This window comes from Buttiauxella sp. BIGb0471 (genome assembly GCF_024807715.1).
Lineage (GTDB): Bacteria > Pseudomonadota > Gammaproteobacteria > Enterobacterales > Enterobacteriaceae > Buttiauxella > Buttiauxella agrestis.
The window spans coordinates 49,835-67,448 of the sequence record NZ_JANUEU010000008.1; the positions used below are offsets into that span (position 1 = coordinate 49,835).

Below are 17,614 nucleotides of genomic sequence, written 5' to 3' on the forward strand. Positions count from 1 at the left end.
GGAGCGTTCATCATGGCGGAATGGGTCAAAGGTAAAGTCATCCGGATTGAAAACTGGACCGATGCTCTGTTTAGTCTCACTGTTCATGCGCCTGTCGCCCCTTTCACCGCCGGCCAATTTACCAAGCTTGGGATGGAAATCGATGGCGAACGCGTGCAGCGAGCCTACTCCTACGTCAACGCGCCCAGCGATCCGAATCTTGAGTTTTATCTGGTCACCGTACCTGAAGGCAAACTCAGCCCGCGTTTACACGCGCTGCAACCCGGCGACGAAATTTCATTGGTCAGCGAAGCGGCAGGTTTCTTTGTGCTCGATGAAATTCCTGAGTGCCAGACGCTATGGATGCTGGCGACAGGAACCGCATTAGGGCCGTATCTTTCAATTTTGCAGGAAGGCACTGGACTCGAGCGTTTTGAGAATATCGTTTTGCTGCATGCGGTACGTTACGCGCAGGACTTGAGTTATTTGCCATTAATGCAAAAACTCCAGCAGCAATACGAAGGAAAGTTACGCATTCAGACGGTTGTCAGCCGTGAGTCTATTCCGGGTTCGCTAACCGGACGCGTGCCTGCATTGATCGAAAACGGTGAGCTGGAAGCGGCAGTCGGCTTGCCGATGAACATTGAAACCAGCCATGTGATGTTGTGCGGAAACCCGCAGATGGTACGTGATACGCAGCAATTGCTGAAAGATACCCGGCAGATGACCAAACATTTACGTCGCCGACCGGGCCATATGACTGCTGAACATTACTGGTAAGTTAGCGGTACTTCACTTCGCTGGTGTCTTTGCCAAAACGGTTTTCACCCTGGGTGCCAACAAACGCGCCCAGGTCCATAATCACCATCACCAGAATTAGCGTTGGAATAAAACGTCCAAGTCCCCATTGCGCTAAAGTTCCGAAAGTTTCCCAGTTGCCCGCGAGCAGCAGCCAGGCTGGAATAAACAGCAGCGCCCACCAGCCTTTCTTGTTTCTGTCATGCAGACGTTTCACAATCACCGCCGCCGTTGGAATCAACGAACCCGATAAAAAGAAACCCGCGGTGGAATAAGGCATAATTTCTGCACCCGCCAGGGTGAAGAGAATGATCAGCGCGATTAACCAAACGCCAATCCAAATCCAGAAGTCACGGCGTCCAATACGTCCGTTAAAAGAGAACAGCCATTGCTGTATGGTCATGGTAAGGTCCATTTTATTGTTTAGCGCCGTAGTGTACCCTGGCTATGCCGGGTTTTGACAAGCCAACGGAATGCCGATTTAATCGGGACGCAGAATTCACAGGAGAATTTGTCAATGAGACATCTGTTTGCAGCTCTGGCTTTAATGATGCTACCCGCCGCGATGGTCTGGGCCGATCCGCCTACAGATTCTGCTTCAACGCTACAAGCCGCTCCGTATTTGCTGGCAGGAGCGCCAACGTTTGATATGAACATCACGCAGTTTCGGGAAAAATTCAGCGCTGAAAATCCGAAGTTGCCGATCAACGAATTCCGCGCCATCGACTCTAATGCCGATGAAATCAACCTGATGCGCGCAGCCAGTAAGATTAACGAAAATCTCTATGCGTCCGCCGCACTTGAGCGCGGCACGCTCAAGATAAAATCTATTCAGATAACCTGGTTACCGATTCAGGGACCGGAGCAAAAAGCCGCTCGCGCAAAAGCGAATGAATATATGGCGGCGCTGGTTCGCACGTTTACGCCATCGCTTTCAAAGCCGCAAAGCGTTACGAAACTCAACAAATTGCTCGGCAATGGTAAGAACAAGCGTTATTACGCGCAAACAGATGGCGCGATTCGCTATGTGGTTGCGGATAACGGTGAAAAGGGGCTTACCTTCGCAGTTGAACCGATTAAGCTGACGCTATCTGAAACGCTTAACAACGGCGAATAAATGACAAAAAGCAAAGCCTTTAGGCAGTTGAGTCTCTATACTGTTTCACAGACCATGCTGCCCTGAATGGCAGCGATTCTTTTATTAGTTTGACCTTGTGGAGAATTAAGATGCGACATCCTTTGGTGATGGGTAACTGGAAACTGAACGGCAGCAAGCACATGGTACACGAGCTGGTTGCTGGCTTACGCAAAGAACTGGCTGGCGTTGCTGGCTGTGGCGTGGCTATCGCTCCTCCTACTATGTATCTGGATCTGGCTAAACATGCCGCTTCTGGCAGCCACATCATTCTTGGTGCTCAGAACGTTGACCTGAACCTGTCTGGCGCATTCACTGGCGAAGTTTCTGCAGAAATGCTGAAAGATGTTGGTGCTAAATACATCATCATCGGTCACTCAGAGCGTCGTACTTACCACGCAGAGTCTGACGAACTGATCGCTAAGAAATTCGCCATTCTGAAAGAAGTTGGCCTGATCCCTGTTCTTTGCATCGGCGAAACCGAAGCAGAAAACGAAGCGGGCAAAACTGAAGAAGTTTGTGCACGTCAGATTGACGCGGTTCTGAAAACTCAGGGTGCTGCGGCATTCGAAGGCGTGGTAATCGCTTACGAACCAGTATGGGCAATCGGTACTGGCAAATCAGCAACTCCTGCTCAGGCTCAGGCTGTTCACAAATTCATTCGTGACCACATTGCTAAAGCTGATGCGAAAGTAGCTGAGCAAGTGATCATCCAGTACGGCGGTTCCGTAAACGATAAAAACGCAGCAGAGCTGTTTGCTCAGCCGGATATCGACGGCGCGCTGGTTGGCGGTGCTTCCCTGAAAGCAGACGCATTTGCCGTTATCGTTAAAGCTGCGGCTGAAGCGAAAAAAGCGTAAGTACTCTCGCGAATAAACGTTAAGGCTCTGCTCCGGCAGGGTCTTTATTTTTTGAGCAATCCGCAGTCATGATCTTGTAGTTGCTCAGCAGAAGCCAGATTCAAGCGTAGTAAATTCCGCTCCGTCGCCAAAACCACCCAATCTCCGTCAGCCAGTTGTGCCATCGCAATACTGTAACGCCCCATATGCTCGCGTGCCTGCGCAACCTGATTCGCCAGCATGATGAACGGGCCAGATTGTGAAAATTCCGCCGCACCCACTTTTCTTGCGATGTACTGGTTTCCCGCCAGTGATTCCGGGAATTGCTGCCAGTGGCTGTTCAGGGTGTTTGTATAGCGATTCAACTGCTCGCGCACATCCTCCCGCAAACAGGAAATATGAATATGCAGCTGGTTTTGCGTGCGCCCGGACGTGGAATTTATCGTGAGCGAAATGACGTCGTCAGGCACGTGAGATCCTCGGTGAACACTCATCACATTGCGCTGCTGCCAGGCCAGCCAAAAGAAATTCGGTGTTTTCGGCTGCAAAAGCTCAGGGCTTTCCATACCTTTAATTTTCGCAGCGGGCATAAGCAGATATTGAAGTGGGCCGTTGATGTCTTTGAGCAAAACATATCCCGAGCGCAAATCCACTTTGGCGCAAGGTTCAGGGCTTTGGTTTTTTTGCTGATGAGGAACACATTGCTGGCTGACGATTCGCCAAAGTGCATCGGGGTGATGCAGATATTGCCGCAGGCTAAACCATCCCATCGCGGTAACAAGCAATACGAGGATTAAAAGAATTACCGGGCGTCGTAACCGCAATTGAAACCTCAGAAACAATAAGAGGGATGCTCAGCGTAACGCAACTTACGGAAACTCAAAAGCAAAACGGCTCCTTTCGGAGCCGCCTTTAAACTTAACGCTGACTAATCTGGTCGAAGGTTCCGCCATTTGAGAAGTGATCTTTCTGCGCTTTTGTCCAGCCGCCGAACTCTTCATCAATGGTATACAGTTTAAGTTTCGGGAAAGCACTTTCATACTTCTTCGCAACGTCTGCATTGCGTGGGCGATAGTAGTTTTTCGCCGCAATTTCCTGGCCTTCTGGCGAGTAAAGGTATTTCAGATATGCCGTAGCAACTTCCTGAGTCCCTTTCTTATCGACCACTTTATCGACGACAGAAACGGTAGGCTCGGCAAGGATTGATTCGCTTGGGGTGACAATTTCAAACTTATCTTTGCCCAGCTCGTTAGTTGCCAGCAATGCTTCGTTTTCCCAGGCAATCAGCACGTCGCCGATATTGCGCTCAACGAAGGTATTGGTTGAACCGCGAGCACCGGAGTCCAGCACTTCAACGTTTTTATACAGCGCTTTTACGAAATCTTGCGCTTTGGCTTGATCGTTATTGTTGTGATGAAGGGCATAACCCCACGCTGCCAGATAGTTCCAGCGCGCGCCGCCTGAGCTTTTCGGGTTTGGAGTGATAACGGAAACGCCCGGTTTAATCAGATCGTTCCAGTCATGAATTTGTTTCGGATTGCCTTTGCGCACCAGGAAAACGATAGTCGACGTATAAGGCGCGGAGTTGTCTGGCAGGCGCTTGATCCAGTTTTTATCGATACGGCCACGTTCAGCAATAGCATCGACATCGTACGCCAGGGCCAGAGTCACTACGTCAGCTTCAATGCCGTTGATAACAGACGTTGCTTGTTTACCTGAACCACCGTGAGACTGACGAATAACAACGTTATCGCCGGTTTGTTGTTTCCAGTGAGCACTGAACGCCTTGTTGTACTCGTCATAAAGTTCGCGAGTGGGATCGTAAGAGACGTTAAGTAACTGAATATCTTTCGCCAGTACGCTGGTTGATGCCAACAGTAATGTAAGTCCAACTCCCCACTTGTTCATCATTCGCTCTCTTTAATCAGATTTGATAAAAGCAGCGTGCCAGAAATTTAACCGTTCATTAAAGAATAAAAAAAGATTGGCTATAACTATTGGGCATATAACAGACAACAAAAAGCCGGGTTTCCCCGGCTTCAATTTTCACTGTTCGTGAATTAGTACAGTTTCTTAGCGCAATCCAGCCAGTCACCTTTGAACGGACGCTTCATGCTTTCGATAGCGTCGATGATGTCATGGTGAACCAGCTTCTCATTCTGAATGCCTACGCAACGACCACCGTGGCCTTGCAGCAACAGTTCGATGGAGTAAGCGCCCATGCGGGAAGCCAGAATGCGATCGTAAGCAACCGGTGAACCACCGCGCTGAATGTGGCCAAGAACTGTGGCGCGAGTTTCGCGTTTGGTTTCCGCTTCGATATATTGAGCCAGTTCGTCGATATCACAGATGTGCTCGGTAATCGCCACGATAGCGTGCTTTTTACCTTTAGCGATGCCCGCTTTGATTTCTTCAACCAGGTCTTCGCGATTGAATTCAACTTCTGGCAGGACAACAAACTCACAGCCACCGGCAATCGATGCAGCTAAGGTCAAATCGCCACAGTAACGGCCCATCACTTCCACGATAGAAATACGCTGGTGGGAGGAAGAGGTGTCACGCAGGCGGTCGATTGCTTCAACAACAGTTTCCAGAGCGGTGAAGAAACCGATAGTGTAATCGGTGCCTTTGATATCGTTATCAATGGTGCCTGGCAGACCGATGCATGGGAAGCCCATTTCAGTCAGGCGCATCGCACCCATATAGGAACCGTCACCACCGATAACAACCAGCGCATCGATACCGCGTTTTTTCAAATTCTCGATAGCCACTTCACGGATTTTCTCATCACGAAACTCCGGGAAACGAGCGGAACCCAGGAAGGTGCCGCCACGGTTGATCATATCGGACACGCTGTAGCGGTCCAGATTCACCATGCGGTCTTCATAAAGTCCCAGATAGCCGTCATAAACACCCACAACTTCCAGACCTTCCGACAATGCTGCACGGACAACACCACGAATCGCGGCGTTCATACCTGGCGCATCACCGCCACTCGTCAACACACCAATTTTTTTGATCATGACTACCTCTGAACTTTTGAATGCAAATTAATCCTGTTGCCGGAAACGGCCTGCGGCATGCCGAGGCGTCGACTCTGCTACAAATAGTATAACAACCGCTTCTTGCTGAATTGATTCAGGTCAGGCCATATGTCGGTATTTTATCCAAAAAATTCCGATAATGCCTGGTTTTACAACGAATATTTAGAGCTCAAAATGCCCTTGCTGCTGCGTCGGGACTACCGAGCAGGGGTCCTGGTGAATAATCACATCTGACCCAGGGAAACGACGCAAAATCGCTTGCTCCACTTGTTCGGCAATAACATGCGCCTGAACCAGTGGCAGATTGTCTTCCATTTCGATATGGACTTGAATAAAGCGGGTCGGCCCTGACTGCCGCGTGCGTAAATCATGCGCCCCTTTAACACCGGGCCATGCATTGATGATATCAACAATTGCCTGTCGTTCGTCATCAGGTAATGCGCGATCTAAAAGAGATTGCACGGCATCATGCCCCATGCGAATCGCGTTATATAAAATATAGACGCCAATACCTAATGCAAATATCGAATCCGCGCGATGCCAGCCATACCAGGACAGCGCCAGCGCAACCAAAATGGCTCCGTTCATCATAACATCAGACTGATAATGAAGCATATCTGCCCGAACGGCCTGGCTTTGCGTCTTGCGCACGACCCAACGTTGGAACGTCACAAGTACAAGTGTACTGAGTAATGCGATAACCGTAACGATCACACCCACTAACGGTTGTTTCATTGGTGCCGGATCCGCTAAATGCTGAATCCCGGTCAAAAACAGGAACAGTGCGGAACCAGAAATAAACATACTTTGTGCGAGTGCCGCCAGCGATTCCGCTTTCCCATGCCCAAAAGTGTGTTCTTCATCCGCAGGTTGCAGAGAATAACGCACGACAAGAAGGTTAGTCAGCGACGCGGCGATATCCACCAGCGAATCGACCAATGCAGCCAGAATACTGACCGAACCGGTATACCACCAGGCGAAAATCTTGATCAAAAGTAACAGCGATGCCATCACCGTTGCGGCAATTGCTGCACGGCTGACCAGCTTCCCATATTGTTGATTCATAGGGGCTCCAGCGAATGATTGCTGGCTAGTATAGCGGATTCATCCGAACCTTCAGGCAAAAAAAACCCGCCTGTTAAGGCGGGGAAGACAGGGATGGTGTCTATGGCAAGGAAAACAGGGTTTGTTACTGGTTACTACGCTTACTGCTACTACTCAATGCCTGCAACGAAGACATATGTTGCAGATCCGACAGTTCACGAAACTGATTCATGCGCTGTTGGTGTTTGTCATTCAAAACGGCCTGCTGTTCAGGACTTAACAAGCGGTACATTTGATTGCGTACCTTCGCCATTTCAACCTGGCGAGCCACTTGTTCTTGTGCCATTTTTTCAGCCTGAGCACGCACTGCCGATTCGTCAAAATTCTCTGCGGTGACCAGATTATGCATGGTCTCCATTTCGCTTACATTCACGGGTGGGCTATCATGCCGTGCCCGTTGCATTAGATCGCGCATTTGTTGGCGCTGTTGTTCGGTCAGGTTAATCCCGTCGAACATATGGCTTTGAAGGCTATTTCGCTTCACCGTGCCTTCACCGCCCTGGTACCAGTTATCGCTAGCCGGTAACTCTCTGGCTTGGCTCGCCAGGGTAATCAGAGTCAATGTAGAGGCCATGACGGCAGCGGTAACATTGCGCATCACTTGCTCCTGAAATCATCTGTGCTGCGATTCAACGAGAGTCAGTCTACGATTCCCGCTGCAAACTAGCGTCAGGGGGTGTAAAACAACGTAAAGTCATAGATTAGCGCGCCTTGATGACGTAATTTCTGCCTCGGAGGTAATTTAACAATGAATAAAATTCTGCTAGTTGATGATGACCGAGAGCTTACTTCCCTGTTAAAGGAACTGCTCGACATGGAAGGTTTTAACGTAATTGTTGCCCACGATGGCGAACAAGCGTTGGAGCTTCTTGATGACACCATTGACCTTTTATTGCTCGACGTGATGATGCCAAAGAAAAATGGCATTGATACATTGAAAGAGTTGCGCCAGTCACACCAGACTCCAGTCATTATGCTTACAGCTCGAGGAAGCGAGCTGGATCGCGTTCTCGGCCTCGAACTGGGTGCAGATGACTACTTGCCTAAACCATTTAACGATCGTGAACTGGTGGCGCGTATACGCGCTATTTTGCGTCGTTCACACTGGAGTGAGCAGCAGCAAAACAGTGACAGTGGCTCGCCAACCGTTGAAGTTGACGGCTTAAGCCTCAATCCTGGTCGCCAGGAAGCAAGCTTTGATGGGCAAGCGCTGGATTTGACCGGTACCGAATTTACCCTGCTCTATTTGCTGGCGCAGCATTTGGGCCAGGTGGTTTCTCGCGAACACTTAAGCCAGGAAGTTCTGGGTAAACGCCTGACACCTTTCGACCGCGCAATCGACATGCATATTTCCAATTTGCGTCGTAAGTTACCGGATCGCAAAGACGGTCATCCGTGGTTTAAAACATTACGTGGCCGCGGCTACCTGATGGTGTCTGCTTCATGATAAGTAGCCTTACCGCGCGTATTTTTGCCATCTTCTGGTTAACGTTGGCGTTAGTGCTGATGCTAGTGCTGATGCTGCCTAAACTGGATTCGCGTCAAATGACCGAACTGATGGAAAATGAGCAACGTCAAGGCATCATGATTGAACAGCATGTCGAAGCGGAACTTGAAAACGATCCACCCAACGACCTGATGTGGTGGCGTCGTTTGTTCCGGGCCATTGATAAATGGGCACCACCCGGGCAGCGTTTGTTACTCGTGACCAGCGAAGGGCGAGTGATTGGCGCCCAACGCAATGAAATGCAGATAATCCGTAACTTTATCGGCCAGTCCGATAACTCGGATCATCCGCAAAAGAAAAAATATGGTCGTGTCGAATTGGTTGGGCCATTCTCCGTGCGAGATGGCGAAGATAACTACCAGCTCTACCTGATTCGTCCCGCAAGTAACTCCCAATCTGATTTTATTAACCTGCTGTTTGATAGACCTTTACTGTTACTCATAGTCACTATGCTGGTCAGTTCACCGCTGCTGTTATGGCTGGCGTGGAGCCTGGCAAAACCTGCACGTAAGTTGAAAAATGCTGCCGATGAGGTGGCGCAGGGGAATTTGCGTCAACATCCTGAACTCGAATCCGGACCGCAAGAATTTCTCGCAGCTGGTGCCAGTTTTAACCAGATGATTACCGCGCTGGAAAGAATGATGACGAGCCAACAAAGGCTGTTGTCTGACATTTCCCATGAACTGCGTACACCGTTAACCCGTTTGCAATTAGGCACGGCTTTGCTGCGCCGTAAAGCGGGTGAAAGTAAGGAGCTGGAACGCATCGAAACCGAAGCTCAGCGCCTGGACAGCATGATCAACGACCTGCTGGTGATGTCCCGCAATCAGCAAAAAAATGCGCTGGCGAGTGAGACAATGAAAGCGAATCAGATCTGGTCTGAAGTGCTGGATAACGCGGCTTTCGAAGCGGAGCAAATGGGTAAATCACTGGAAGTGACCTACCCGCCTGGTCCGTGGCTGATGTACGGCAACCCTAACTCGCTGGAAAGCGCGCTGGAGAATATTGTCCGCAACGCCTTACGCTACTCGCATACGAAAATAGCTGTTAATTTCTCCGTTGATAATCAAGGCATTACTATCACGGTTGATGATGACGGTCCAGGCGTTAGCCCGGAAGATCGTGAGCAAATATTCCGTCCTTTCTATCGCACAGACGAAGCGCGCGATCGCGAATCTGGTGGAACAGGGCTGGGATTAGCGATTGTAGAAACGGCTGTTCAGCAGCATCGTGGTTGGGTGAAAGCTGACGACAGCCCGTTAGGCGGGTTGCGGCTGGTTCTTTGGCTGCCGCTCTATCATCGTTAATTAATCATCGTAAAGACCAGGCCCTTCGGGGCCTGTTTTCCTTCTGGTGATAAATTGATATTCTGCGCGCCTTGTCTTATGGGGGCCGTATGCTAAATATCGTGTTGTTTGAACCTGAAATCCCACCGAATACCGGGAATATCATCCGTCTTTGTGCCAACACCGGCTTCCGGTTGCACATTATCGAGCCGACAGGCTTTGGCTGGGATGATAAGCGTCTTCGTCGCGCAGGACTGGATTATCACGAGTTCGCCGCCGTTAACCGCCATAAAGACTACAGCGCTTTTCTGGAAGCCGAAAACCCACAGCGAATCTTTGCGTTGACCACAAAGGGAACGCCTGCGCACAGTGCTGTAAGCTATCAGGATGGGGATTATTTGGTGTTTGGCCCGGAAACGCGTGGCCTGCCTGCAACGATTCTTGATGCTCTGCCAGCTGAGCAAAAAATCCGCATCCCAATGATGCCGGACAGCCGCAGCATGAATCTGTCGAACGCAGTATCGGTGGTAGTGTACGAAGCGTGGCGCCAGTTGGGTTATCCCGGCGCCGTTCTGAGAAGCTAGATTCCGTCGCCGTATTCGAAGCCATTGTTGGCTCCGTTAAAGTGCTGATCCATATCGATGGCAGGCATATCGCTTTCAGGTTTACCCACAATCCGCGCAGGAACCCCAGCCGCCGTGGTATGAGGCGGCACCGGTTGTAACACCACAGAACCTGCGCCAATTTTCGCGCCGCGCCCAATTTCAATGTTGCCGAGGATTTTTGCTCCGGCACCAATCATCACGCCTTCACGAATTTTAGGGTGGCGATCGCCACTGGTTTTGCCCGTACCACCCAGCGTTACCGACTGCAAAATCGACACGTCATTTTCAACGATAGCCGTTTCACCAATCACAATACCGGTGGCGTGATCGAGCATGATCCCACAGCCAATTTTCGCAGCCGGGTGAATATCTACCTGAAATGACACAGAAACCTGATTTTGCAGGAATATCGCTAACGCGCGGCGGCCCTCTTTCCACAGCCAGTGGCCGATTCGGTAGGATTGCAGCGCATGAAAACCTTTCAGGTATAACAGCGGAGTAGAATATTTATCGACCGCCGGGTCACGGGTGCGCACGGCCTGAATATCGCAGGCGGCGGAGGCAATCATTTGTGGTTCTGCCGCGTAAGCTTCTTCGACAACTTCACGAATCGCAATAGCGGGCATAATCGGGGAGGCTAGCTTATTGGCGAGCATATAGCTCAGCGCGCTGCCGAGGTTTTCGTGCTTGAGGAGAGTTGCGTGGTAAAAACTGGCCAACATCGGTTCACAATCGGCAAGCGCTCGCGCTTCGGCTTTAATGTTGTTCCACACCAGATCCAGTTCTTCAGACGACATTGCTCTCTCCAGACAGAAAAACAGCGCCCGGCACAAAGTACCGGAACGCTTCAGTTATTGCGGTTGTGTTGTTCCATCAATTGTAGCTACACCCAAAATAATTCGAGTTGCATCGCGGCGGCAAGAGAACGAATTCCGATGAGCTTACATAAGTAAGTGATTCGGGTGAGTTCACGCAGCCAACAAAGATGCGGCTTGAAGTATGATGGGTATTAACTACCGCTCCGCTCATCCTTGCGAGTACGACCAAGCAAAGTCAATGCTGCCTCGCGAGCGTTTTTTCCGCAATACAATACCTGATAAATTTCCTCGGTTATTGGCATTTCGACGCCTACACGCGCCGCCAGTTCCCGCACTTCTTTGGTATTGCGATAGCCTTCAACAACCTGGCCGATTTTCTGCTGTGCCGAATCCACGTCCGCACCCTGCCCCAGCGCCATGCCGAAGCGACGGTTACGTGATTGGTTATCGGTACAAGTCAGTACCAGGTCGCCTAGCCCTGCCATTCCCATAAAGGTTTCAGGATCTGCACCCAAGGCACTGCCAAGACGCGTCATTTCCGCAAGGCCACGCGTGATCAATGCCGTTCGAGCGTTAGCACCAAAACCAATGCCGTCAGACATCCCCGCGCCAATCGCAATCACGTTTTTCACCGCGCCGCCCAACTGCACGCCGATGAAATCCGGGTTACTGTAAACACGGAAGCTTTTGCCACAGTGCAGCAATTGCTGAAGATCCTGAGCAAAAGTTTCGTCCGTTGCTGCAAGTGCAATCGCCGTTGGCAAACCTGCCGCCAGCTCTTTGGCAAACGTCGGGCCGGAAATCACCGCTAATGGGATTTCGTCCCCTAGCGCTTCACGCGCAACGTCTTGTAGCAAACGTCCAGTTTCAGCTTCCAGACCTTTAGTCGCCCACACGATACGCGCATCTTTACGCATAAGTGGCTTAATTTGACGCAGCACTTCGCCGAAAACGTGGCTCGGCACGACAACCAGAATATTGCGGCTGGCAGCCAATGCTTTTGCTAAGTCGCTTTCAAGGTGAAGAGTGTCTGGAAAAGGAACGTCAGGAAGAAATGCAGCATTGCAGCGATCGGCCTGCAATACAGCAAGATGTTTAGGGTCATGGCCCCACAATACGACATGGTGGCCATTACGCGCCAGGGTGATGGCAAGAGCGGTGCCGTAAGAACCGGCACCGATCACAGTCATTGAAGCATTAAGGCTGTTCATCAGGCATCCTGATGGTTTTCAGCACCTTCGCCTTCGCCAGATTGCTGCTGCAGATAACTCATGAACAGCGCATCAAAGTTAACCGGTGCAAGGTTCAGCTGCGGGAAGGTGCCACGAGAAACCAGGCTAGTAATTGCTTCACGTGCATAAGGGAACAGAATGTTCGGGCAGTACGCACCCAGGCAATGTGCCATCTGCGGACCTTCGATCCCACCGATGGAGAAGATACCCGCCTGCTGAACTTCGCACAGGAATGCAGTATCTTCGCCCAGTGTTGCGGTCACAGTCACACGCAACACAACTTCATAAACGTCATCTGCCAGTTGGCTGGAAGCCGTATCGAGATCCAGTTTAACTTCTGGCTGCCAGTCCTTCTGGAATACATGCGGTGCATTCGGCGCTTCAAAAGAGATGTCTTTGGTGTAAACACGCTGAATCTGGAAAGCCATTTCTGTGTTGTTTTGTTCTGACATTGTTAAACCCTTAAAAAATTAATACGTCCTTAAACGGCAGTATGCGACAAAGGAACTGCACTAGCGCAGCAGGGGATTGAGTCCACCACGAGCATCGAGTGCGTACAAGTCATCGCAACCACCAATGTGCTGTGCGTCAATAAAAATCTGCGGCACTGTGGTGCGCCCACTGCGTTTAATCATCTCTTCACGCTTAACGGCATCGCCATCAATCGCTAATTCCTGAAACGCGACCCCTTTGCTTTTAAGCAGGTCTTTTGCACGATGGCAAAACGGACAGGTTGCTTTGGTGTAGATTTCAATATTCGCCATGGTCATCCCCAGTGTGCGTCTCGATTTATTTACCGCGAACCAACGGCAGGTTTTCCCCGCTCCAGCCAGCAATCCCTTCTTTCAGCAAAGTGACTTGCTCAAAACCAGCTTTGGTCAGCAGCGCTGCTGATTCTTGAGAAGAAACACCGTTGCCACAAACCACGATCACCGGCTGTGCTTTATGTTTTTCCAGCTCACCGAAGTTGCCACTTTTAATGTCAGCAGGCAACACGTTCAATGAGTTAGCGATATGGCCTTTGCGATAGTCATCACGCGAACGTACGTCAACCACAACAGCATCTTCTTTGTTGATCAGACGTGTCGCTTCGCCACGCGTGATAACTTTAACTTTAGAGGTTAAGCCTTTAAAGGTCATGAAAAGTACGGCGGCCAGTAAGCCAACCCACGCCAGACTAAGTATGGGATGGCGACTAATGAATTGCATAATTTCTTGCATGGGGGGGTGTAACTCCCGACTAAGTAATATGAAAAAACCAGGTGAGGAGTATACATTTGCGTTGTGGCAAATACAGCCAGTCTGCGCCAGGTAATGTGGATTCTGCGGCCTGTTACGAAAAAAATTACCTTAACGACGTAAAACCGATCACAATCCAGCCTCTTTCTTTGATCTTCTGCGGCTATTTACCCCGTGGCCTGTAGTAAAATTACGCAAATTTTGTCTTTGACTTAGAGGTTGTCGCAATGTCAGTTACTAAAAAACCTATGGTTCTGGTGATTCTGGATGGCTATGGCCACCGCGAAGAGCAGCAAGATAACGCTATTCTGAATGCTAAAACCCCGGTTATGGATAACCTGTGGGCGCAGCGTCCACACACGTTGATCAACGCATCTGGCCTGGAAGTCGGTCTGCCAGACGGCCAAATGGGTAACTCCGAAGTTGGCCACGTAAACCTCGGCGCAGGCCGTATTGTTTACCAGGATCTGACTCGCCTGGACGTTGAAATTAAAGAACGTACTTTCTTCGCAAACCCAACGCTGACTGCGGCAGTAGACAAAGCGGTTGCTGCTGGCAAAGCAGTACACATCATGGGCCTGGCATCAGCCGGCGGCGTTCACAGCCACGAAGAACACATTCTGGCAATGATTGAACTGGCCGCAGAGCGTGGCGCAGAAGCAATCTACCTGCACGCATTCCTGGATGGTCGTGACACACCGCCACGCAGCGCAGAATCTTCCCTGAAGAAATTTGCCGACAAATTCGCCGCTCTGGGCAAAGGCCGCGTTGCCTCCCTGATAGGCCGTTACTACGCTATGGACCGCGACAACCGCTGGGATCGCGTTGAACTGGCTTACGATCTGCTGACTCTGGCTCAAGGTGAATTCCAGGCAGAAACTGCTGTTGCAGGTCTGGAAGCAGCTTACGCTCGCGACGAGAACGATGAATTCGTTAAACCGACTGTGATTCGTGCAGAAGGCGAAGCGGATGCCGCAATGAACGACGGCGACGCGCTGATCTTCATGAACTTCCGCGCTGACCGTGCTCGTCAAATTACCCGTACTTTTGTTAACGCTGACTTTGACGGTTTTGCCCGTAAGAAAGTGGTTAACTTCGGCGATTTCGTGATGCTGACCGAATATGCAGCAGACATCAAAGCCGCTTGTGCTTACCCACCAGCTTCACTGACCAATACCTTCGGTGAGTGGATGGCGAAGCATGACAAAACTCAGTTGCGTATCTCCGAAACTGAAAAATATGCTCACGTGACCTTCTTCTATAACGGTGGCGTTGAAGAGCCGTTCGCTGGCGAAGACCGCATTCTGATTAACTCCCCGAAAGTTGCTACTTACGATTTGCAGCCGGAAATGAGTTCTGTCGAACTGACTGAAAAACTGCTGGCAGCTATCAACAGCGGCAAATACGACACCATCATTTGTAACTATCCAAATGGTGATATGGTCGGCCATACCGGTGTTTACGAAGCGGCTATTGCGGCAATCGAAGCGCTGGACCAGTGTATTGCTCAGGTTGTTGCTGCGGTTGAAAATGTCGGTGGGCAATTGCTTATCACCGCTGACCACGGCAACGCAGAGCAGATGGCTGACCCGGCAACAGGCCAGGCGCACACTGCGCACACCAGCCTGCCAGTTCCGTTGATTTATGTCGGTTCCCGTAACGTGAAAGCGGTTGAAGGCGGCAAGCTTTCTGATATCGCACCAACGATGCTGAACCTAATGGGGATGGAAATCCCGCAAGAGATGACTGGCAAGCCGCTGTTCATCGTGGAATAATCCCTCCCCATGAGGGGAAAGGCGATTTTTTCAATAACATGGGCCGTGAAAACGAAACTGTTTTCAGTCAGGCCTATGATGTACGCCAGCGTTTTAAGCGCTGGCGTATTGTTATGCCCCTCGATCAGCCATGCCGACGATCGCGCTGAGTTGAAATCTATTCAGCAGAATATTGCGACTCAAGAACGTGCGGTACGTCAGCAACAGCAACAACGCTCTACATTACTCGCTCAACTCCAGGCACAAGAAAAAGCTATCGCCGAAGCCAGCCGCAAGCTACGCGACACGCAAAATACGCTTGCCGATCTCAACCGCCAAATCGACACCATGAATGCTTCACTCGCGAAACTGCAAAAACAGCAGGCCTCGCAGGAGCGCAATCTGGCGGCTCAACTTGATGCTGCTTTTCGCCAGGGCCAACATACCGGCATTCAGCTGATTTTAAGCGGCGAAGAAAGCCAGCGTGGGCAACGTTTGCAGGCATATTTTGGTTACCTGAACGCAGCGCGTCAGGAAACTATCGAAAAGCTTAAGCAAACTAAAGCTGAAGTTGATGAGCAAAAAGCCAGTCTGGAATCTAAGCAAACCGAGCAGCAGACCCTTCTCTACGAGCAACAAGCTCAGCAAGCTAAGCTTGAAAGCGCGCGTAACGAGCGTAAGAAAACACTGTCTACTCTCGAGTCTTCTTTGCAGCAAGACCAGCAAAAGCTGAGTGAAATGCGCCAGAACCAGTCGCGTCTCCAGGGGCAAATTGCCCGTGCGGAAGCCGCTGCGAAAGCGAGAGCTGAAAAAGAAGCCCGTGAAGCTGAGCAAGTTAAAACTCGCCAAAAGGAAGCGACCAGCAAAGGTAGCACCTATAAACCAACAGAAAGCGAACGTTCACTGATTTCGCGTACGGGTGGCCTCGGCGCTCCGCGCGGACAAGCCTTCTGGCCGGTACGTGGTTCAATTTTGCATCGCTATGGCGAACAGCTCCAGGGTGAGCTACGTTGGAAAGGGATAGTTATCGCTGCGGGTGAAGGCACTGAAGTTAAAGCCATTGCTGACGGACGTGTCATTCTCGCCGACTGGTTGCAGGGCTATGGCCTTGTCGTCGTGGTTGAACACGGCAAAGGCGATATGAGTTTGTATGGTTACAACCAAAGCGCGTTGGTTAATGTGGGTACACAAGTTCGCGCCGGCCAGGCGATTGCACTGGTGGGCAACAGTGGTGGTCAGGGCCGCCCGTCACTTTATTTTGAAATCCGTCGCCAGGGCCAGGCCGTCAATCCACAACCGTGGTTGGGAAGATAAGTTTTGCTTCAATTCCGTCGTGTGTCTTTCTTTTTCGTCAGCACACTTATGCTGACAGCTCCCGTTTACGCCGGAAAACTGGCAATAGTGATAGATGACTTCGGTTATCGCCCCGCGCAAGAAAACAAAGTTATCGCCCTGCCTGCAAATATTTCCGTCGCAGTTTTACCCAACGCTCCTCACGCCCGTGAAATGGCAACCAAAGCACATAACGCCGGGCATGAAGTGCTGATCCATTTACCGATGGCTCCACTCAGCAAACAGCCGCTGGAAAAAGACACGCTGCGCCCGGATATGAGCAGCGGCGAAATCGAACGTATTATTCGCGAAGCGGTGAATGATGTTCCCTATGCCGTGGGCCTCAATAACCACATGGGTAGTGCGATGACATCCAGCCTGTTTGGCATGCAGAAGGTTATGCAGGCGCTGGGGCAATATAATCTTTATTTTCTCGATAGCATGACGATTGGCAATAGCCAGTCGATGCGTGCGGCGGCAGGCACTAACGTCAAAGTTATCAAACGCAAAGTGTTCCTCGACGACACCCAAAACGAAGCGGATATACGTTTCCAGTTTAATCGTGCCGTTGAGCTGGCGCGCCGGAATGGTTCAGCGGTTGCCATCGGCCACCCGCATCCAACGACCGTTCGCGTACTGCAACAAATGGTCTATAACCTACCTGCGGATATTACGCTGGTGCGCCCGAGCAGTTTGCTCAACGAACCTCAGGTTGATACTTCAAGGCCTAATAACACGCGCCCAACTGCACCGGGGAAACCTGTTGAGCAACCGCGTAACCCATTCAAAGGTGTGAACCTTTGCAAGCCTAAACAGCCGTTGCAACCGGTCTATGCAACCACTTTCTTCACGGTGTTAAGTGAAAGCATCAGCCAAAGCCAGTTGCTGAAATACATGCAGCACCAATGGCAAGGCTGGGATACAACTGTCAAGAAAAGCTAA

General features: G+C 50.7%; 20 protein-coding genes. 9 read left to right on the forward strand and 11 right to left on the reverse strand.

The window, feature by feature from the left end; all coding sequences use genetic code 11:
* Positions 1-12 precede the first annotated feature (12 nt).
* Complete coding sequence (gene fpr / locus M2371_RS19955) at positions 13-759, forward strand: ferredoxin--NADP(+) reductase (RefSeq protein ID WP_172895975.1); 747 nt, start codon at positions 13-15, stop codon at positions 757-759.
* Position 760: 1 nt separating this feature from the next.
* Here fpr and M2371_RS19960 read toward each other — a convergent pair whose 3' ends face one another.
* Positions 761-1,180, reverse strand: a complete 420-nt coding sequence (locus M2371_RS19960) for a DUF805 domain-containing protein (protein ID WP_034500043.1) — start codon at positions 1,178-1,180, stop codon at positions 761-763.
* Between the two features lie 144 nt (positions 1,181-1,324).
* On the opposite strand from M2371_RS19960, the gene M2371_RS19965 reads away from it, so the two are divergent.
* Entirely contained in the window at positions 1,325-1,894 is a 570-nt protein-coding gene (locus tag M2371_RS19965; RefSeq protein WP_404979415.1) for a DUF1454 family protein, read from the forward strand.
* Between the two features lie 110 nt (positions 1,895-2,004).
* Positions 2,005-2,772, forward strand: a complete 768-nt coding sequence (gene tpiA / locus M2371_RS19970) for a triose-phosphate isomerase (RefSeq protein ID WP_034500041.1) — start codon at positions 2,005-2,007, stop codon at positions 2,770-2,772.
* Between the two features lie 44 nt (positions 2,773-2,816).
* Here tpiA and M2371_RS19975 read toward each other — a convergent pair whose 3' ends face one another.
* The 5 genes from M2371_RS19975 to cpxP all read right to left on the reverse strand — a co-directional run bounded on the left by M2371_RS19975 (position 2,817) and on the right by cpxP (position 7,497).
* Positions 2,817-3,575 (reverse strand): CDP-diacylglycerol diphosphatase, encoded by a 759-nt coding sequence (locus tag M2371_RS19975; RefSeq protein ID WP_259268536.1) that lies wholly within the window; start codon positions 3,573-3,575, stop codon positions 2,817-2,819.
* Positions 3,576-3,669: 94 nt separating this feature from the next.
* Entirely contained in the window at positions 3,670-4,659 is a 990-nt protein-coding gene (gene sbp / locus M2371_RS19980; protein WP_034500038.1) for a sulfate/thiosulfate ABC transporter substrate-binding protein Sbp, read from the reverse strand.
* Between the two features lie 152 nt (positions 4,660-4,811).
* Positions 4,812-5,774 (reverse strand): 6-phosphofructokinase, encoded by a 963-nt coding sequence (gene pfkA / locus M2371_RS19985; RefSeq protein WP_034500037.1) that lies wholly within the window; start codon positions 5,772-5,774, stop codon positions 4,812-4,814.
* A 183-nt stretch (positions 5,775-5,957) separates the two neighbouring features.
* Positions 5,958-6,860: a CDF family cation-efflux transporter FieF gene (fieF, locus tag M2371_RS19990; protein WP_172895979.1), complete on the reverse strand. Its 903-nt coding sequence runs from the start codon at positions 6,858-6,860 to the stop codon at positions 5,958-5,960.
* Between the two features lie 124 nt (positions 6,861-6,984).
* A complete protein-coding gene (cpxP, locus tag M2371_RS19995) occupies positions 6,985-7,497 on the reverse strand; it encodes a cell-envelope stress modulator CpxP (protein ID WP_259268537.1) in 513 nt (170 codons plus the stop codon).
* Between the two features lie 150 nt (positions 7,498-7,647).
* On the opposite strand from cpxP, the gene cpxR reads away from it, so the two are divergent.
* The 3 genes from cpxR (at position 7,648) to trmL (ending at position 10,276) form a co-directional block, all read left to right on the forward strand.
* Positions 7,648-8,346, forward strand: coding sequence for an envelope stress response regulator transcription factor CpxR (gene cpxR, locus M2371_RS20000; RefSeq protein ID WP_034461436.1), 699 nt, complete (start codon positions 7,648-7,650; stop codon positions 8,344-8,346).
* Entirely contained in the window at positions 8,343-9,713 is a 1,371-nt protein-coding gene (gene cpxA / locus M2371_RS20005; RefSeq protein WP_259268538.1) for an envelope stress sensor histidine kinase CpxA, read from the forward strand. Before cpxR ends, cpxA begins: the two co-directional genes overlap by 4 nt.
* A gap of 89 nt (positions 9,714-9,802) precedes the next feature.
* A complete protein-coding gene (gene trmL, locus M2371_RS20010) occupies positions 9,803-10,276 on the forward strand; it encodes a tRNA (uridine(34)/cytosine(34)/5-carboxymethylaminomethyluridine(34)-2'-O)-methyltransferase TrmL (protein ID WP_034500032.1) in 474 nt (157 codons plus the stop codon).
* Here the strand turns inward: trmL and cysE are convergent.
* The 5 genes from cysE to M2371_RS20035 form a co-directional block, all read right to left on the reverse strand.
* A complete protein-coding gene (gene cysE, locus M2371_RS20015) occupies positions 10,273-11,094 on the reverse strand; it encodes a serine O-acetyltransferase (protein WP_034500031.1) in 822 nt (273 codons plus the stop codon). The genes trmL and cysE overlap by 4 nt on opposite strands.
* 212 nt (positions 11,095-11,306) lie before the next feature.
* Positions 11,307-12,326, reverse strand: coding sequence for an NAD(P)H-dependent glycerol-3-phosphate dehydrogenase (gpsA, locus tag M2371_RS20020; protein ID WP_034500030.1), 1,020 nt, complete (start codon positions 12,324-12,326; stop codon positions 11,307-11,309).
* Positions 12,326-12,799: a protein-export chaperone SecB gene (gene secB, locus M2371_RS20025; RefSeq protein ID WP_034461441.1), complete on the reverse strand. Its 474-nt coding sequence runs from the start codon at positions 12,797-12,799 to the stop codon at positions 12,326-12,328. The genes gpsA and secB overlap by 1 nt, the downstream gene beginning before the upstream one ends.
* Before the next feature lie 60 nt (positions 12,800-12,859).
* Complete coding sequence (grxC, locus tag M2371_RS20030; protein WP_259268539.1) at positions 12,860-13,111, reverse strand: glutaredoxin 3; 252 nt, start codon at positions 13,109-13,111, stop codon at positions 12,860-12,862.
* Positions 13,112-13,136: 25 nt separating this feature from the next.
* Entirely contained in the window at positions 13,137-13,568 is a 432-nt protein-coding gene (locus tag M2371_RS20035; protein ID WP_034500027.1) for a rhodanese-like domain-containing protein, read from the reverse strand.
* 245 nt (positions 13,569-13,813) lie between these two features.
* On the opposite strand from M2371_RS20035, the gene gpmM reads away from it, so the two are divergent.
* Genes gpmM through M2371_RS20050 form a run of 3 tightly spaced genes read left to right on the forward strand, consistent with a single transcriptional unit; the run spans position 13,814 to position 17,614 of the window.
* On the forward strand, positions 13,814-15,361 hold the full coding sequence (gene gpmM, locus M2371_RS20040) for a 2,3-bisphosphoglycerate-independent phosphoglycerate mutase (protein WP_034500026.1): 1,548 nt from the start codon (positions 13,814-13,816) through the stop codon (positions 15,359-15,361).
* Between the two features lie 9 nt (positions 15,362-15,370).
* Entirely contained in the window at positions 15,371-16,654 is a 1,284-nt protein-coding gene (gene envC / locus M2371_RS20045; RefSeq protein WP_259268540.1) for a murein hydrolase activator EnvC, read from the forward strand.
* A 3-nt stretch (positions 16,655-16,657) separates the two neighbouring features.
* Positions 16,658-17,614, forward strand: coding sequence for a divergent polysaccharide deacetylase family protein (locus M2371_RS20050; protein WP_404979414.1), 957 nt, complete (start codon positions 16,658-16,660; stop codon positions 17,612-17,614).

Coding starts and splice junctions, on each gene's coding strand:
- secB (WP_034461441.1), bottom strand. CDS start 12,799: ATGTCAGAACAAAACAACACAGAAATGGCTTTCCAGATTCAGCGTGTT.
- M2371_RS19965 (WP_404979415.1), top strand. CDS start 1,325: ATGATGCTACCCGCCGCGATGGTCTGGGCCGATCCGCCTACAGATTCT.
- M2371_RS19960 (WP_034500043.1), bottom strand. CDS start 1,180: ATGACCATACAGCAATGGCTGTTCTCTTTTAACGGACGTATTGGACGC.
- grxC (WP_259268539.1), bottom strand. CDS start 13,111: ATGGCGAATATTGAAATCTACACCAAAGCAACCTGTCCGTTTTGCCAT.
- envC (WP_259268540.1), top strand. CDS start 15,371: ATGAGGGGAAAGGCGATTTTTTCAATAACATGGGCCGTGAAAACGAAA.
- cysE (WP_034500031.1), bottom strand. CDS start 11,094: ATGTCGTCTGAAGAACTGGATCTGGTGTGGAACAACATTAAAGCCGAA.
- fpr (WP_172895975.1), top strand. CDS start 13: ATGGCGGAATGGGTCAAAGGTAAAGTCATCCGGATTGAAAACTGGACC.
- pfkA (WP_034500037.1), bottom strand. CDS start 5,774: ATGATCAAAAAAATTGGTGTGTTGACGAGTGGCGGTGATGCGCCAGGT.
- gpsA (WP_034500030.1), bottom strand. CDS start 12,326: ATGAACAGCCTTAATGCTTCAATGACTGTGATCGGTGCCGGTTCTTAC.
- gpmM (WP_034500026.1), top strand. CDS start 13,814: ATGTCAGTTACTAAAAAACCTATGGTTCTGGTGATTCTGGATGGCTAT.
- cpxR (WP_034461436.1), top strand. CDS start 7,648: ATGAATAAAATTCTGCTAGTTGATGATGACCGAGAGCTTACTTCCCTG.
- trmL (WP_034500032.1), top strand. CDS start 9,803: ATGCTAAATATCGTGTTGTTTGAACCTGAAATCCCACCGAATACCGGG.
- sbp (WP_034500038.1), bottom strand. CDS start 4,659: ATGAACAAGTGGGGAGTTGGACTTACATTACTGTTGGCATCAACCAGC.
- tpiA (WP_034500041.1), top strand. CDS start 2,005: ATGCGACATCCTTTGGTGATGGGTAACTGGAAACTGAACGGCAGCAAG.
- fieF (WP_172895979.1), bottom strand. CDS start 6,860: ATGAATCAACAATATGGGAAGCTGGTCAGCCGTGCAGCAATTGCCGCA.
- cpxP (WP_259268537.1), bottom strand. CDS start 7,497: ATGCGCAATGTTACCGCTGCCGTCATGGCCTCTACATTGACTCTGATT.
- M2371_RS20035 (WP_034500027.1), bottom strand. CDS start 13,568: ATGCAAGAAATTATGCAATTCATTAGTCGCCATCCCATACTTAGTCTG.
- cpxA (WP_259268538.1), top strand. CDS start 8,343: ATGATAAGTAGCCTTACCGCGCGTATTTTTGCCATCTTCTGGTTAACG.